The 16424-nt window shown below is 29.9% G+C and carries 13 protein-coding genes; 12 read left to right on the forward strand and 1 reads right to left on the reverse strand.

Annotated elements, in window-relative coordinates:
* The first annotated feature begins 1 nt into the window (after position 1).
* Genes L8U37_RS02725 through pckA form a run of 4 tightly spaced genes read left to right on the forward strand, consistent with a single transcriptional unit; the run spans position 2 to position 6105 of the window.
* Positions 2-1339, forward strand: a complete 1338-nt coding sequence (locus L8U37_RS02725) for a sodium-dependent transporter (RefSeq protein ID WP_263662640.1) — start codon at positions 2-4, stop codon at positions 1337-1339.
* Positions 1340-1348: 9 nt separating this feature from the next.
* A complete protein-coding gene (locus L8U37_RS02730) occupies positions 1349-2683 on the forward strand; it encodes a sodium-dependent transporter (protein ID WP_263666417.1) in 1335 nt (444 codons plus the stop codon).
* A 58-nt stretch (positions 2684-2741) separates the two neighbouring features.
* Entirely contained in the window at positions 2742-4520 is a 1779-nt protein-coding gene (locus L8U37_RS02735; protein ID WP_263728530.1) for a biotin/lipoyl-containing protein, read from the forward strand.
* A 10-nt stretch (positions 4521-4530) separates the two neighbouring features.
* Positions 4531-6105, forward strand: a complete 1575-nt coding sequence (gene pckA, locus L8U37_RS02740; RefSeq protein ID WP_263728532.1) for a phosphoenolpyruvate carboxykinase (ATP) — start codon at positions 4531-4533, stop codon at positions 6103-6105.
* A gap of 16 nt (positions 6106-6121) precedes the next feature.
* Here pckA and L8U37_RS02745 read toward each other — a convergent pair whose 3' ends face one another.
* Positions 6122-6487 carry a histidine triad nucleotide-binding protein gene (locus tag L8U37_RS02745; protein ID WP_220566684.1) on the reverse strand — a complete coding sequence of 122 codons (366 nt, stop codon included), beginning with the start codon at positions 6485-6487 and terminating at the stop codon, positions 6122-6124.
* A gap of 84 nt (positions 6488-6571) precedes the next feature.
* Between L8U37_RS02745 and pheS the strand changes: the two genes are divergently transcribed.
* Genes pheS through efp form a run of 8 tightly spaced genes read left to right on the forward strand, consistent with a single transcriptional unit; the run spans position 6572 to position 16416 of the window.
* Positions 6572-7564, forward strand: a complete 993-nt coding sequence (gene pheS, locus L8U37_RS02750; RefSeq protein WP_263728533.1) for a phenylalanine--tRNA ligase subunit alpha — start codon at positions 6572-6574, stop codon at positions 7562-7564.
* On the forward strand, positions 7561-9891 hold the full coding sequence (pheT, locus tag L8U37_RS02755) for a phenylalanine--tRNA ligase subunit beta (RefSeq protein WP_263728534.1): 2331 nt from the start codon (positions 7561-7563) through the stop codon (positions 9889-9891). The genes pheS and pheT overlap by 4 nt, the downstream gene beginning before the upstream one ends.
* Positions 9888-11174, forward strand: coding sequence for a 3-phosphoshikimate 1-carboxyvinyltransferase (gene aroA / locus L8U37_RS02760; protein WP_263662192.1), 1287 nt, complete (start codon positions 9888-9890; stop codon positions 11172-11174). Before pheT ends, aroA begins: the two co-directional genes overlap by 4 nt.
* On the forward strand, positions 11164-12000 hold the full coding sequence (locus L8U37_RS02765) for a 4-hydroxy-3-methylbut-2-enyl diphosphate reductase (RefSeq protein WP_263659749.1): 837 nt from the start codon (positions 11164-11166) through the stop codon (positions 11998-12000). The genes aroA and L8U37_RS02765 overlap by 11 nt, the downstream gene beginning before the upstream one ends.
* Before the next feature lie 55 nt (positions 12001-12055).
* Complete coding sequence (locus tag L8U37_RS02770; RefSeq protein ID WP_263660222.1) at positions 12056-13723, forward strand: 30S ribosomal protein S1; 1668 nt, start codon at positions 12056-12058, stop codon at positions 13721-13723.
* A 6-nt stretch (positions 13724-13729) separates the two neighbouring features.
* A complete protein-coding gene (locus L8U37_RS02775) occupies positions 13730-14209 on the forward strand; it encodes a hypothetical protein (RefSeq protein ID WP_133319893.1) in 480 nt (159 codons plus the stop codon).
* A complete protein-coding gene (gene serA, locus L8U37_RS02780; RefSeq protein WP_263660223.1) occupies positions 14206-15786 on the forward strand; it encodes a phosphoglycerate dehydrogenase in 1581 nt (526 codons plus the stop codon). The genes L8U37_RS02775 and serA overlap by 4 nt, the downstream gene beginning before the upstream one ends.
* 60 nt (positions 15787-15846) lie before the next feature.
* Entirely contained in the window at positions 15847-16416 is a 570-nt protein-coding gene (gene efp / locus L8U37_RS02785) for an elongation factor P (protein WP_039618934.1), read from the forward strand.
* Positions 16417-16424: the final 8 nt, after the last annotated feature.

Raw genomic sequence — 16424 nt, forward strand, 5'->3', positions numbered from 1 at the left:
GATGAATGAAAAATTTTCTAAAATAGGCTTTGTATTAGCGGTAGCAGGTTCAGCTGTTGGACTTGGAAATGCTTGGAAATTTCCAACTTTAGTGGGTAACAATGGTGGTTCAGCTTTTGTGGTGGTATATTTACTTTTAACCTTGGGTGTGGCTTTTGTGATATTTTTGGCTGAACTTAGCATAGGAAAACTTAGTGAAAAAGATCCTGTAAATGCTTATTATACTTTAGCGCCAAAAAATAAAAAGGCATGGTCATTTGCGGGATTTTTTATGCTTGGTGCTATTATTTTAGTGTCTTTTTATAGTGTTGTTATAGGTTGGATAGCAAAATATGCTTATTTTGGGTTTTTTGAATTACCTAAAGATACAAAAGAAGCAGGCGCTATTTTTGGAAATTTACTTTCTAATGATGTTTTATCTCAATTTATATGTTTTACTTTTGTGTTTATAGTAATTTTTTATGTAGTATCAAAAGGTGTTAAAAGTGGTATAGAAAAACTCAATGTTTGGATGATGCCAAGCTTATTTATACTGCTTATTTTAATGCTTGGATATTCTTTTAGTATGGATGGTTTTTCTAAAGCAAGTGAGTTTTTATTTGTACCTGATTTTTCAAAATTAAGTGTTAATTCTATATTAGATGCACTAGGGCTTGCATTTTTTAGTATGTCTTTGGGTGTATGTGTGATTTTAACTTATGCAGCAAGTTTGCCCGATAAAACAAATTTTATAAGCAGTGCTTTAAATATTATCATTATTAATACTATCATTGGTTTGATGATGGGACTTATTGTATTTACTTTTATATTTGAATTCGGAGCCGATCCTACTCAACAAGGTCCAGGACTTATATTTATATCATTAACAACGCTTTTTGCAAAGTTAGGGTTTTTGGGAAATGTTTTAGCCATAGCCTTTTTTATAGCTTTATTTTTTGCAGGGATTACTTCGGCTATTTCTATGATAGAACCTTTTACTTTTTATCTTATAAATCGTTATCAAATTTCAAGAAAAAAAGCTTTGGTTTTTGTGGGTATGATTGTTTATTTTCTTGGAAGTTTATCTATACTTTCTTTTTATCATGTAAGTGCATCAAGTTTAAATTTCTTTGGGAAAAGTTTTTTTGATATTTTAGACTTTTTCATACAAAATTTATTAATGCCAATTTCTGCTTTAATTACAGCATTTTTTGTGGGTTTTGTGCTTAAAAAAGAAGCTTTACAAACTTTATTTTACCCATTTATGCGTGGGATATATTTTGAAATTTGGTATATCTTTTTAAGATACATTTCTCCATTAGCGGTTATTTTAATTATGGCTAGACAGCTTTTTTTCTAAGGTATTAAAATGAATGATAAATTTTCTAAAATAGGTTTTGTATTAGCAGTAGCAGGTGGAGCTATAGGGCTTGGAAATGCTTGGAAATTTCCAACCTTAGTAGGCCAAAATGGTGGTTTTGCTTTTGTGCTTTTGTATTTGCTTTTGACTATTAGTATAGGATTTTGTGTATTTTTGGCTGAAATTGCTATGGGAAGATTAAGTCAGAGTGATCCTGTAAATGCTTATAAAAGCTTAGCAACTAAATATGCTCAAAAATGGAAATTTGCTGGATTTTTTATGCTCGGTGGAATTTTTGTATTATCTTTTTATCTTGTTATTATGGGTTGGGTTTTAAAATACATGATAACTTCGATTTATTATCTACCTAGTAATACTCAAGAAGCAGGAGCTTTATTTGGAAATTTAATACAAAATAGTATTTTAGAAAGTAGTTTGTATTTTTTAATTGCTTTTTTTCTTACCTTGTTTGTTGTTTCAAGAGGGGTTAAAAGCGGTATAGAAAAACTTAATGTTTGGATTATGCCAAGTTTGTTTATTATGCTTGTTTTAATGCTAGTATATTGTTTTTTTCAAGATGGTTTTAAGGAAGCTTTTGTTTATTTGTTTTACCCTGATTTTACCAAGCTTAGTTTAAATTCTGTTTTAACAGCTTTAGGTCTTGCTTTTTTTACTTTATGTTTAGGTATAGGTTGTATTACCACTTATGCAGCCTCTTTAAAAGACGATACAAATTTAATTACAAGTTCGGCCATAATTGTGCTTTTAAATATCAGTATAGGTTTGATGATGGGACTTATTGTATTTACTTTTATATTTAAATTTAATGCTAATCCTGCAGAAGGAGCTGGGCTTGTATTTATATCTTTAACAACTTTATTTTCTAATTTAGGTGCTATCTTTGGACATTTTTTAGCTTTTTATTTTTTCTTAGCCTTATTTTTTGCAGGGATTACTTCAGCAGTTTCTATGATAGAACCTTTTACTTTTTATCTTGTAAATGAATATAAAATTTCAAGAAAAAAAGCTTTGGTTTTTATAGGCTTTGTAGTCTTTCTTTTGGGAATGAGTTGTATTTTATCTTTTAGTGCTAATTATGGGGCTAGCTTTAGTTTTTTTGGTTTAAGTTTTTTTGATATTTTAGATAAATTAACTTCTAATTTTATGCTCCCACTTGGAGCTATTGCAAGTGCTATTTTCGTAGGATTTTTTGTGGAAAAAATAAAAATTTACAATTTATTTTCTAAGTTTATGAGTAGAAGTATTTTTGAAGTATGGTATTTTTTACTTAGATTTCTTGCACCTATTGCGATTATTATCATTATGTTAAATCAAATTTTATAAATTTATTTTTTAAGAAAGTAGAGTTATAATTGCAAAGATGTAAAAATAAGGAAAAATTATGGCTAAAAAGTTAATTGATGTGATGGATACCACATTTAGGGATGGTTTTCAATCTGTTTATGGTGCTAGAGTTTTAATGAATGACTTTTTTCCTGCCCTAGAAGCAGCTAAAGAAGCAGACATTAAACATTTTGAATTTGGCGGTGGAGCTAGGTTTCAAAGCCTATTTTTTTATTTAAACGAAAATGCCTTTGAAATGATGGATAAATTTAGAGCCATCGTTGGAAAAGAAGCAAATTTACAAACTCTTGCAAGAGGGGTTAATACCGTAGCACTTGATACAGGTAGTAAAGAAATTATTGACTTGCATGCAAAAATGTTTGCAAAACACGGCACAACTACAATAAGAAATTTTGATGCATTAAATGATGTAAATAATTTAAAATTTAGTGGAGAATGTATAGTTAAACATGGCTTAAAACATGAAATTACCATTACTTTAATGGATTTACCTCCAAAATGTAAAGGTGCGCATGATGTACCTTTTTATGAAAGAATTTTAAAAGAAATCCTACAAGCACAAATTCCTTTTGATAGTATTTGTTTTAAAGACGCAAGTGGAACTTCAAATCCAAATAAAATTTATGAAGTTATTAAAATGGCTAGAAAAAACTTGCCTGAAAATATGCATATAAGATTACATACGCATGAAACCGCAGGGGTAAGCATAGCATGCTATTTAGCGGCTTTAGAAGCAGGTGTTGATGGTATAGATTTAGCTGCAGCTCCTGTTAGTGGCGGTACTTCTCAACCTGATATTTTAACAATGCTTCATGCTCTAAAAGGAAGCAATTTTGATCTTGGTTTAGATGAAGAAAAAATTTTAAAATACGAAGAAGTGTTAAAAGATTGTTTAAAAGATTATTTTCTACCACCTGAAGCAACAGCGGTGAATCCTTTAATACCTTTTTCACCTATGCCGGGTGGAGCACTAACTGCTAATACACAAATGATGAGAGATAATAATATTTTAGATAAATTTCCTCAAGTTATAAAAGCTATGCAAGAAGTAGTAGAAAAAGGTGGTTATGGTACTTCTGTTACTCCTGTATCGCAGTTTTATTTCCAGCAAGCTTTTAATAATGTAATGTTTGGTCCTTGGAAAAAAATTGCAGATGGATATGGAAAAATGGTTTTAGGATATTTTGGAAAAACTCCCGTTGCTCCAGATCCTGAAGTAATTAAGCTTGCAAGCGAGCAATTAAAATTAGAACCAACTACAAAATTAGCCACAGATATTGCTGATGCTGATGAGAGCAAAAGTACAGCTTATATTAAAAACTTATTAGAAAAAGAAAATTTAGAAACAAGTGAAGAAAATATTTTTATCGTTGCAGCTTGTAAAGAAAAAGGCATAGCTTTCTTAAAAGGCGAAGCTAAGGTTAATGTTAGAAAAAATAGCAAATTAAAATCAAGTCTTATCGATGAAAATCAATTTACCGTTTCAGTTAATGGTAACAAATACCATGTAGAAGTAAGTGCAGGGTTTGATAGAGATGTTAATGTTAAAAGTGCTGTAAAAGTAAGTGCAGATAATGCAAAAGTTGCAAAAACTCAAGTAAGTGATAATGCTATTGTTGCAAGTATGAATGCAAATGTATTTAAAATTTTAGTTAAAGAAAATGATAGTGTAAAGGCAGGTCAAGTTGTAGCTGTACTTGAAGCTATGAAAATGGAAATTGAGATTAGTGCAAGTAAAGATGGAGAAATTGCAGAACTTTTAGTAAATACTGGTGAGAGTGTAAGTGAAGGTCAAGCTTTAATGACTTATAAATAAGGAGGTAAAGATGAAAGGTTTAGAAAATTTAGGCTTAGAAAATATCGGACAAGTTTTTCACAATCTTAGTTATGATGAGCTTTTAAAGCACGAAAAAAACAATAATGAAGGTGTATGTACTAAAAATGGTACCTTTAGTGTAGATACAGGAATTTTTACTGGAAGAAGTCCTAAAGATAAATATTTTGTAAAACAAGATCCTTCGCAAAAATACATTGCTTGGGGTAAGATTAATCAGCCTATTAGTGAGGAATTATTTGAAAAGCTTTTAGCAAAAGCTAAAAAACAACTTAGTAATAGTGATATTTATATCCAAGATGCATATTGTGGAGCTTCGTTAAAAAGTCGTAAGGCTGTGCGTTTTGTAACTCAAATTGCATGGCAAGCACATTTTGTAAAAAATATGTTTATTCGTCCAAAAGAAGAAGAACTTAGTGAGTTTAAACCTGATTTTGTGGTGTATAATGCTTGCAAATGTATTAATGAAGATTATAAAAAAGATGGTTTAAATTCAGAGGTTTTTGTCATTTTTAACATAGAAAAAAATATAGCAGTAATTGGTGGAACTTGGTATGGTGGAGAGATGAAAAAAGGAATTTTTTCTATGATGAATTATTGGCTTCCACTAGAAAATAAACTTTCTATGCATTGTAGTGCTAATGTTGGAGAAAAAGGTGATGTAGTGCTTTTCTTTGGGCTTAGTGGTACAGGTAAAACTACTCTTTCAACTGATCCAAAAAGAAAATTAATAGGCGATGATGAGCATGGTTGGGATGATGAGGGTGTGTTTAATTTTGAAGGAGGTTGTTATGCAAAATGTATTAACCTTGATCCTCAAAGTGAACCAGAAATTTATGGAGCTATAAAGCAAAATGCACTTTTAGAAAATGTAGTTTTAAAAGATGATTTAAGCGTTGATTTCAATGATGGTTCTAAAACTGAAAATACTAGAGTTTCTTATCCGATAGAGCATATTTTAAATCACGAGCCAAGCCTTAGTGCAGGTCATCCTAGTAATATCATTTTCCTTTCAGCGGATGCTTTTGGTGTTTTACCTCCGGTTAGTAAGCTTAGTAAAGAACAAGCAATGTATTATTTTCTAAGTGGTTATACTGCTAAAGTAGCAGGTACTGAAAGAGGCATTACCGAACCTGTTGCGACTTTTTCAGCTTGTTTTGGAGAAGTGTTTTTGCCATTACACCCAACTGTTTATGCAAAACTTTTGGGCGAAAAAATCAGCAAGCATAATGTAAATGTTTATTTGGTAAATACCGGTTGGAGCGGTGGAGCTTATGGTGTAGGTAAAAGAATGAGCATTAAAGCTACTAGAGCTTGCATTAATGCGATTTTAGATGGTAGCATACAAAATTGCGAGTTTGAAAACTATGATTTATTTAATCTTGCAGTTCCAAAAGAATTAGCGGGTGTAGAAAGTAAGTTGTTAAACCCTGTTAATACTTGGGAGGATAAAAAAGCTTATGAAGAAACTAAATTAAAGCTTGCAAAAATGTTTATAGAAAATTTCAAACGCTATGAAGATGTAAAAGAAGGAGCAGAATTTAAACTAGCTGGTCCTGCTATCTAAAAAGAGTTAGCTCTTTTTAGAATAAAGATTGAGGGTTGATTTGGGTTTCTTTATTTTTTGGAAGCTCAAATCCACCTAACATATGAAAATGTAAATGAAAAACTTCTTGTCCGCTATTTTTTCCACAATTTGTGATTAATCTATACCCACTTTTATCAAGCCCTAAAAGAGTAGCTAGTTCTTGGATAAATTGTGTCATTTCGCTCATTAATTCAGGTCTTAATTCTTGAAAGTTTTCAAAATGTTCTTTTGGAATGATTAAAATATGAATAGGTGCTTTAGGATTGATATCATGAAAAGCTAAAAATTTTTCACTTTCTAAAACTTTATTAGCAGGGATTTTTCCTTCTACGATTAGTTCAAATACGGTTTTTTCTCTCATTTAGTAGTCCTTTTTTTATTATTTTTGCTAATTTTAAATAATTTTACATTAGAATGTTTAAAAAAAATTTAGTTGGAGCTAAAATTGCAAGATATGATAGAAAAAATTACTTCTGTAAATACTTTAGCAGAGCTTGAAAATATAAAAGTAAGTGTTTTAGGAAAAAAGGGTATTTTGACTTTAGAATTTGCAAAGTTAAAAGATTTGCAAGGTGAAGAAAAAAAAGAATTTGCCAATGGTTTAAATAAAACAAGAGATGAATTTAATGAGGCTTATCAAATAAAATTAAAAGAATTAGAAGAAAAAGCTTTAAATGAAAAAATGAAACAAGATGTGCAAGATTTTAGCTTTTTTGATGAAACTTCAAATGCAGGTGCTTTGCACCCAATCATGCAAACTATGGATAAAATCATAGAATATTTTACAGCTTTAAATTTCAGTATAGAAAAAGGGCCTTTGATCGAGGATGATTTTCATAATTTTGAAGCATTGAATTTACCACAAAATCATCCTGCAAGAGATATGCAAGATACTTTTTATTTTGAAGATAAAACCTTGCTTAGATCTCAAACTTCTCCAGTGCAAATTAGAACTATGCTATCTCAAAAACCACCTATTAGAATGATAGCACCAGGTGCAGTTTTTAGAAGAGATTTTGATATTACTCATACGCCTATGTTTCATCAAGTAGAAGGACTTGTGGTAGAAGAAGGCGATAAGGTAAATTTTGCAAATTTAAAAGATATGCTAGAGCATTTTTTAAAACATATGTTTGGCGATGTAAAAGTGCGTTTTAGACCAAGCTTTTTTCCTTTTACAGAGCCATCTGCTGAAGTAGATATTTCTTGTGTGTTTTGTAAAGGTTGTGGATGTAGGGTTTGTAAGCAAACAGGATGGCTTGAAGTTTTAGGATGTGGCGTTGTTGACCCTAATGTTTATAAATTTGTTGGTTATAAAAATGTAAGTGGTTATGCTTTTGGTTTGGGTGTGGAGCGTTTTGCTATGCTTTTACATAAAATTCCTGATTTGCGTTCTATGTTTGAAGGTGATTTAAGATTATTGGAGCAATTTAGATGATTATTAGTAGAAATTGGTTAAATGAATGGATTGATTTAAGTGAAATATCAACACAAACTATAGTAAATACTTTAAATTCCATAGGATTAGAGGTTGATAGTTTCAAAAGTGTTAAAGCTCCCCAAAAAGTTGTAATAGGTAAGGTTTTAGAAAAAGTTAAACATGAAAATTCAGATAAATTGAATATTTGTAAAGTAGATGTTGGGAATGAAATTTTACAAATTGTTTGCGGTGCAAAAAATGTTGATAAAGATCAATTTGTAGCCGTATCTTTAGTAGGTGCAGTGCTTCCTAGCGGACTTGAGATAAAACCTGCCAAACTTAGAGGGGTTGAATCTATGGGTATGATTTGCTCTTCTAGTGAGCTTGGTTTTGGAAAAAGTAATGAAGGCATTATGGTTTTAGATGAAAGTATGGGAGAGTTAGTTTTAGGAAAAGCTCTTAATGAATATAATTTGTTTAATGATGAATTAATTGAAATAGAACTTACTCCAAATCGCGGGGATTGCTTGAGTTTATATGGTGTTGCTAGAGATTTAAGTGCAGCACTTGATTTAAATTTAAAAGAATTAAATCCTTTAAAAGAAGGTGAAAATAGCGTAGGTATAGGAAGAATACTAAGTGTTAAAAATCAAAGTGATGTTGAAGGATTTTTTGCTTATAAGGCACTAGAGATTAAAGAAGAATTTAAGTTAAATATCACGATACAAATTCGCCTTGCTTTGATTGAAGCATATAAAAATAACAACATAGAAAATCTTTTAACTTATGCAACTCATGCAAGTGGAGTGATTTTTTGTGCTTATGATTTTCATAAGCTTTGTCAAGATTGTCAAATTGATGAAAAGATTGTTTTAGAGATTAAAACTCAAGAACATGGAGAATATGGGGTTTATTATAAAGATGAGTTGATTGCTTTAGCAGGTATAGAGCAAGAAGATAAATTTAAAATCAATGATGAGAGTAAAATCATCATTATAGAAGCAAGCTATACTCATCCTCAAACTATAGCAAACGCAATAGCTTTTTATAAAAAGAAAAATGACACTATATATCGTTCTTTAAGAGGCAGTGAGCCTAAGCTTTCTTTGGGAATGGAGTATTTATTTAATGAGTGCTTAAAAATTAGTGCAATGAGTGTTTTTTCAGGAAGCCAACAAGTTTTTAAAGAAAATGAAGCAAATATTATTGGGATTTTTGGTGCAGAGGTTGATAAAATCATTGGTATGCCTATAGATAAAAATAATTTAGTCAAAATTCTTAGAAAACTAGGCTTTGAAATAAGTGTGGTAAATGATGAACAATTTAATATTAAAATTCCACTTCACCGTAGTGATATAGTAAATATAGCTGATATTAGTGAAGAAATAGTAAGAATTATCGGTATTGATAATATCCCATCAAAAGCTTTAGAATTTAGAGAAAAAAATCGTTTAAATCAAGTATATTTTGATTATCAAGAGCTTAAAAATTTAAGATTAAAAGCAAGCAACAATGGATATTTTGAAAGTGTGCATTATGTTTTAGATAATGAAGAAGAATTAAGTCAGCTAGGATTTAAATGTATTAAAAACAAACTCATTAATCCTATTACTAACGAACTTAATACTTTAAGAAGTACTTTGATAAATCATCTTTTAAATGCAGTAAGCTTTAATCTAAGAAATTCAAAAAAGAAAATTAAACTTTTTGAGTGTGGTAGTGTTTTTGATGAGTTTTCAAATGAGCATGCTAAATTTGCAATGATCTTTAGTGGTTATAAAGAAGAAGCTAAAATCACAAATAAGGCCAAGCCTGTTTTAGTGGATTTTTATACCTTTTTAGCAGAATTAAAAAGCATTATAGGTGATTTTAGTTTACAAAAATCAGAATATGCATTTTTAAGTCCATATGAACAAGCAAATGTATATAAAAATGGCAAGCGTATAGGTTTTGTAGGTAGAGCGCATTTAAGTATAGAAAATGAAAGGGATTTGGTTAAAACTTATATTTGCGAGCTTGATTTGGAAGGCTTAAAACAAGACTTTAAAACCGCTAAAGCATATTCTAAATTTCCATCTATGAGCAGGGATTTAAGTATAGTAATACCTAAGGGTTTTGAATATGAAAAAATCAAACACACTATTGCTAAATTAAATATCGAAAGATTAGAAAGCTTTAGAGTGGTAGATTTATATACAGATGAAAATTTAGGCGATTTTTATAGCTTGACTATTAATTTGGTATTTAGAGATTTTGAAAAAACCTTAGAAGATAATATTATCCTTGAATATATTGATAAAATCATCAAAGCTTTAGATGATGAGCATGGTTTAAAACTTCGATGAAGATAAGTCCTATTGATTCTTTTAAAGTAGAGCTTGAAGATATAGCTTCTGATAAGTCTATATCTCATCGCTTTGCTATTTTTTCTTTGCTTACTCAAGGAACTTGTAAGATTAAAAATTATCTAAAAGCACAAGACACTTTACATACTTTAGCAATCATTCAAGCTTTAGGAGCTGAAGTTGAAGAAATTGATGGATTAATTTATATTAAAGCTCCAAAATATATAAAATCTCCAAATTGCGTTTTAGATTGTGGAAATTCAGGTACAGCTATGAGACTTTTAATAGGTTTTTTAAGTGCTATTGAAGATGAATTTTTTGTTCTTAGTGGAGATTGTTATTTAAATGCTAGGCCAATGAAGCGAGTGAGTGGGCCTTTGATGAGTTTAGGAGCTAAGATTTTTGGAAGAGCTAATGCAAATTTAGCGCCTATTTGCATACAAGGGGCTAAGTTAGATGGTTTTGACTTTAGTAGTAATATTGCTTCAGCTCAAGTAAAATCAGCTTTAATTTTAGCAGCTTTATTTGCCAAAAAAGAAAGTTATTTTAAAGAAATTGAGCTTTCAAGGGATCATAGTGAGATTATGCTTAATAAAATGGGAGCTTGCATTGAGTATTTAAATGAGGATAAAACTTTTATCAAAATCAATCCTTTAAAAGAAAAATTAAAAGCATTTGAAGTATGTGTACCAAATGATCCATCATCAGCCTTTTATTTTGCCTTAGCTGCTTGTATTTTACCTTATTCAAAAGTAGTTTTAAAAAATGTTTTGTTAAATAAAACACGCATTGAAGCCTTTAAAATTTTAGAAAAAATGGGTGCAAAGATCACTTATAATATTACTAATAAAGATTTTGAAAGTATTGGAGAAATTTGTGTTGAAAGTACGCCTTTAAAGGCGGTAAATGTGAGTGAAAATATCGCATGGTTGATTGATGAAATTCCAGCTTTGGCTATAGCTTTTGCTTGTGCAAAAGGAAAAAGCATTATAAAAAATGCTAAAGAATTGCGCGTAAAAGAAAGTGATAGAATCAAATCAATTGTATTAAATTTGCAAAAATGTGGCATAAAAGTAAAAGAATTTGAAGATGGCTTTGAAGTAGAAGGTGGCGAAGTTAAAAATGCTAAAATAGAAAGCTTTGGAGATCATAGAATTGCGATGAGTTTTTTAATTTTAGGTTTAAGATGTGGAATGGAAGTAGATGATAGTGAATGCATCAAAACTTCTTTTCCAAATTTTATTGAGATTTTAAAGCAAATAGGAGCTAAGATTGGAGATTGAATTAGCAAAAAGTTATGGATTTTGTTTTGGAGTAAAAAGAGCTATTAAAAAAGCCGAGCAGATTAAAGATGCAGCTACCATAGGCCCTTTAATTCATAATAATGAAGAAATCACAAGACTTTGGAAAAATTATAATGTTAAAACATTAAATGATATCAATGAATTAAGCACAGAAAAAAAAGCCATCATTAGAACTCATGGTATTACAAAGCAAGATTTAGAAAAATTAAAGCAAAAAGATATAGAAATTTTTGATGCAACTTGTCCTTTTGTGACTAAACCTCAAAAAATTTGTGAGCAAATGAGCAATGAAGGTTATGAAGTTGTTATTTTTGGGGATGAAAATCATCCTGAAGTAAAAGGGGTTAGAAGTTATGTAAGTACTAAAGCTTATGTAGTGCTTGATGAAAAAGAATTGCTTGATATTAAATTGCCTTCTAAAATTGCAGTAGTATCACAAACTACAAAAAAGATAGAAAAATTTATGGAAATTGTAAATTTTTTAATGCTTAGGGTTAAGGAAGTGCGTGTTTTTAATACAATATGTGATGCGACTTTTAAAAATCAAGAAGCAATCAATGAACTTGCTAAAAAAAGTGATGTAATGATAATAGTTGGAGGGAAGAACTCAGCCAATACTAAACAGCTTTTTTTGATAGCAAAAAACTATTGTGAAGATAGTTATTTAATCGAAAATGAAAAAGAAATTCAGAAAGAATGGTTTAGCGGTAAAGAAAAATGTGGCATTAGTGCGGGTGCTTCTACACCTGATTGGGTGATTGATTTGGTTTTGGAAAAAATCAAAGAATACGCCAAAATTAACTAAGTTTAAAGAAAACAATACTATAATCAACAATTAAAATTTAAAACAAAGGACCACAATGAGCGAGGTGAACAAAAAAGTTCAAAACAGACTAGAGGATATTATCATAGAAGAAGATTTTGAGCAAATGCTTGAAGAATCTTTTAAGTCTGATGAGGAGGCAACTACACAAGGTATAATTGTCGCGATTAAAGGCGATGAGGTATTTGTAAATGTAGGACAAAAATCAGAAGGTATTTTAGTAGCAGAAGAAATTCAAAACGAAAAAGGCGAATTTATCTTCAAAGAAGGTGATACATTAGAAGTTGCTATAGTAGGTTCTCGCGGTGGCAGATCTTTACTTTCTCATAAAAAAGCTTTAAGAAAACAAAAAGTTAAAGAATTTATTAACAATTATAAAGATGATGAAAGTATATTTGATGTAAAAATCATTGGTAAAAATAGAGGTGGCTTTGTAGCTGTGGATGAAAATGGAGTGGAGTTTTTCCTACCAAAATCACAAAGCAGTTTTAAAGATTCAAATAATATTATCAATAAAACTTTTAAAGTTAAAATTATAAAAATAGATAAAGAAGCTCAGAGTATAGTAGTTTCTAGAAAAAAAATAGTAGATGAGGAAAGAAAAAAACGCAAAGAAATTATTTCAAATGTATTAAATCAAGAAGAAATTATAGAAGGTGTTGTTAAAAAAATCACTACTTACGGTATGTTTGTTGATGTAGGTGGTGTTGATGGTTTAGTTCATTATAGTGAAATTTCTTATAAAGGACCAGTAAATCCTAGTTCGTTGTATAATGAAGGTGATAAAGTTCCTGTAAAAGTGATTAAATATGATAAAGATAAAAAACATCTTTCTTTATCTATAAAACTTGCCATGCCTGATCCTTGGGATGAAATTAAAGATGGTTTAGAAGTTGGTGATACTATTAAAGTTACGGTTTCAAATATAGAACCATATGGTGCTTTTGTAGATTTAGGAAATGATATAGAAGGATTTTTACATATAAGTGAAATTTCTTGGGATAAAAATGCTAAAAATCCAAAAGATTATATTAATGAAGGTCAAGAGCTTGATGTGGAAGTGATTGAAATTAATGCTAAAGAAAGAAGACTTAGAGTTTCTTTAAAAAATTTATTAGCAAAACCTTTTGATGAGTTTTTAAAATCGTATAAAGTAGGTGATGTGCTAAAAGGCAGTGTTACTTCCGTGACTAATTTTGGTGCCTTTATAAAAATTGCTAATTTAGAAGGTTTGTTGCATAATGAAGATGCTTCTTGGAATAGAAGTGATAAATGTAAAGATATGTATAAAGTTGGTGATGTTGTAGAAGTTAAAATCATTAGACTAGATAAAGAAAATCAAAAAATTTCTTTAAGTACTAAAGAATTACAAAAAAGTCCTGTTCAAGTTTATGCTCAAAAACACCAAGTAAATGATGTTATTTCTGGTAAAATTAGAGATATTAAAGATTTTGGAGTTTTTGTAGAGCTTGAAGAAGGCGTTGATGCACTTATTCATAAAGAGGATTTGGGAAATATTGATTTTTCAAGTTTAAAAGTAGGTGATACAATAGAAGCTTTGATTGTTTTCATTGATGAAAAGAAAAATAGAATTCGTTTAAGCGTAAAAAGCCTTGCAAGAATGAAAGAAAGAGAAGCATTAAATGAAATCAATGATAATGACAAAGTAACTTTAGGTGATATTATCAAAGATCAACTTTTATAATAAAAAATGAAAAAATATACCCTTTATGGTATTTTAGGTTTTTTAAGCCTAATTTTATTTATTGCTTTTATTTTTATGGTGAGATATGTAGATATTGGGAATTTACCTATCTCACAAAATGTTAAATATTCTTTTGATGAAATAAAAAAAGAGTTACCACAAACTTGGCAAGATAAACTTTCAAATATTAAAATCAATGATTTTTCTCCAGCAGCAAATGAATTTTATATGAGTTTTAATATGGATGATTCTGTAGTAAAGCCAAAACAAAAATTTTATATGCTCGATGTAAATAAAAATGATGTTTATTCTATGTTTTGTTTAAAGCAAACTCTGCATTCTTTTTTTATCAAATACACTTTAACACAGAGTAAAGATGAAGTGGCAATTTATTTAGATACAAATAATGAAAAAGTATTAAATACACTGATCGACAAATTAAAAATTTATAACATAAATGCAAAATTAAAGGAGGTTTGGTTATGAAAAAAATTATTGTATGTGATGCGATATTAGACAAAGGCGTAGAACTTTTAAGAAAAGCTGATGATGTTGAGCTTATCGAAGCAGCACATTTACCTAAAGATGAACTTTTAACAAAATTAAATGATGTAGTTGTTGCTATTACTAGAAGTTCAACGGATGTGGATTTGAAATTTATCAATGCATGTTCTAATTTAAAAGCTTTAGTTAGAGCAGGCGTTGGGGTTGATAATGTTGATATAGATGAATGCTCTAAAAAAGGCATTATAGTAATGAATGTACCAACGGCTAATACCATAGCAGCAGTTGAGCTTACTATGAATCATTTATTATGCTCTGCAAGATCTTTTGTAAATGCTCATAATTTTTTAAAAATACAAAGAAAATGGGAAAGAGAAAAGTGGTATGGTGTTGAACTTATGAATAAAACTTTAGGAGTTATAGGTTTTGGTAATATAGGTTCAAGAGTGGCTGTACGTGCAAAAGCTTTTGGTATGAAAGTTATAGCTTATGATCCTTATGTGGTAGCTTCTAAAATGACTGATTTGGGTATAGAGTGTGTGAATTCTTTAGATGTAATCTTAACTCAAAGTGATTTTATTACCATACATACGCCAAAAACAAAAGAAACAACAGATATGATTTCTTTTGAAGAAATTTCTAAAATGAAAGATGGGGTAAGATTGATAAATTGTGCCAGAGGTGGTCTTTATAATGAAGATGCATTGTGTGAAGGTTTAAAAAGTGGTAAAATAGCTTGGCTTGGTATCGATGTGTTTAATAAAGAACCAGCAACTAATCATCCATTTTTAGACTTTGAAAATGTTTCTGTTACTTCTCATCTTGGTGCAAACACTTTAGAAAGTCAAGAAAATATCGCTATCCAAGCATGCGAGCAAGCTTTAAATGCTGCAAGAGGAATTTCTTATCCTAATGCTTTAAATTTACCGATTAAAACTGAAGATTTACCAAGTTTTGTAGCACCTTATATTGAGCTTATTTCCAAAATGGGCTTTTTGGCTGCTCAGCTTGATAAAACTCCTATTAAGGCTATTAAACTTGAAAGTGAAGGACAAATTAGCGAGTATAATGAGTCTTTATTAACTTTTGCAACAGTGAGTGTTTTAAGAGGTATTTTAGGTGAAAATATTAATTATATTAACGCACATTTTGTAGCTAAAGATAAGGGCGTAGAACTTTCTTCTTGTATTCTACCAAGTAGTGGTTATAGTAATAAAATCACTATAAAAGTAATTACAGATAATTCTAACCTTTCTATCTCAGGAACTATTTTTGGTGAAAATGAACAAAGAATAGTAGAATTGAATGGTTTTGATGTAGATTTTAAACCAAAAGGGAAAATGATAATTTTAAACAATAATGACATACCAGGAGTTATTGCTAATGTTAGCGGAATTTTAGCCAAAAATAATGTCAATATAGCTGATTTTAGACTTGGTAGAAATGGCTTTGGAAAAGCTTTGGCTGTAATTTTGCTTGATACGAAAATTTCAAAAGCTTTGCTTGAGGAATTAAGAGCTATTGATGCTTGTATTTTTGCAGAATATGCAGAAATTTAAGGCTTTTTATAAGCCTTAATTGTTACAATTATTTTTTAATTTTAAAATTAAGGAAAATATATGGCTTCTTATGGAATGGGAGATTTAAAAAAAGGTTTAAAAATAGAAATTGATGGTATTCCTTTTAAAATCGTAGAATATCAACATGTAAAACCAGGAAAAGGTCCTGCTTTTGTTCGTATTAAAATTAAATCTTTTATCGATGGTAAGGTTTTGGAAAAAACTTTCCATGCAGGGGATAAATGTGAATCTCCAAATTTAGAAGAAAAGCAAATGCAATATCTATACGATGATGGTGAAAATTGTCAATTTATGGATACTCAAACTTATGAGCAAGTTGCAATTAGCGATGAAGATGTGGGTGAAGCTAAAAAATGGATGCTTGATGGAACCATGGTAGATGTTTTATTTCACAATGGAAAAGCAATTGGTGTGGAAGTGCCTCAAGTAATGGAACTTAAAATTATTGAAACGGCACCAAATTTTAAAGGTGATACTCAAGGCTCAAACAAAAAACCAGCTACTTTAGAAACAGGCGCAGTAGTGCAAATTCCTTTCCATGTATTAGAAGGGGAAGTAATCCGCGTTGATACTGTGCGTGGAGAGTATATAGAAAGAGCAAATAAATAATCCCTTAT

The organism is Campylobacter sp. RKI_CA19_01122 (assembly GCF_025771325.1).
GTDB classification, from domain to species: domain Bacteria; phylum Campylobacterota; class Campylobacteria; order Campylobacterales; family Campylobacteraceae; genus Campylobacter_D; species Campylobacter_D lari_D.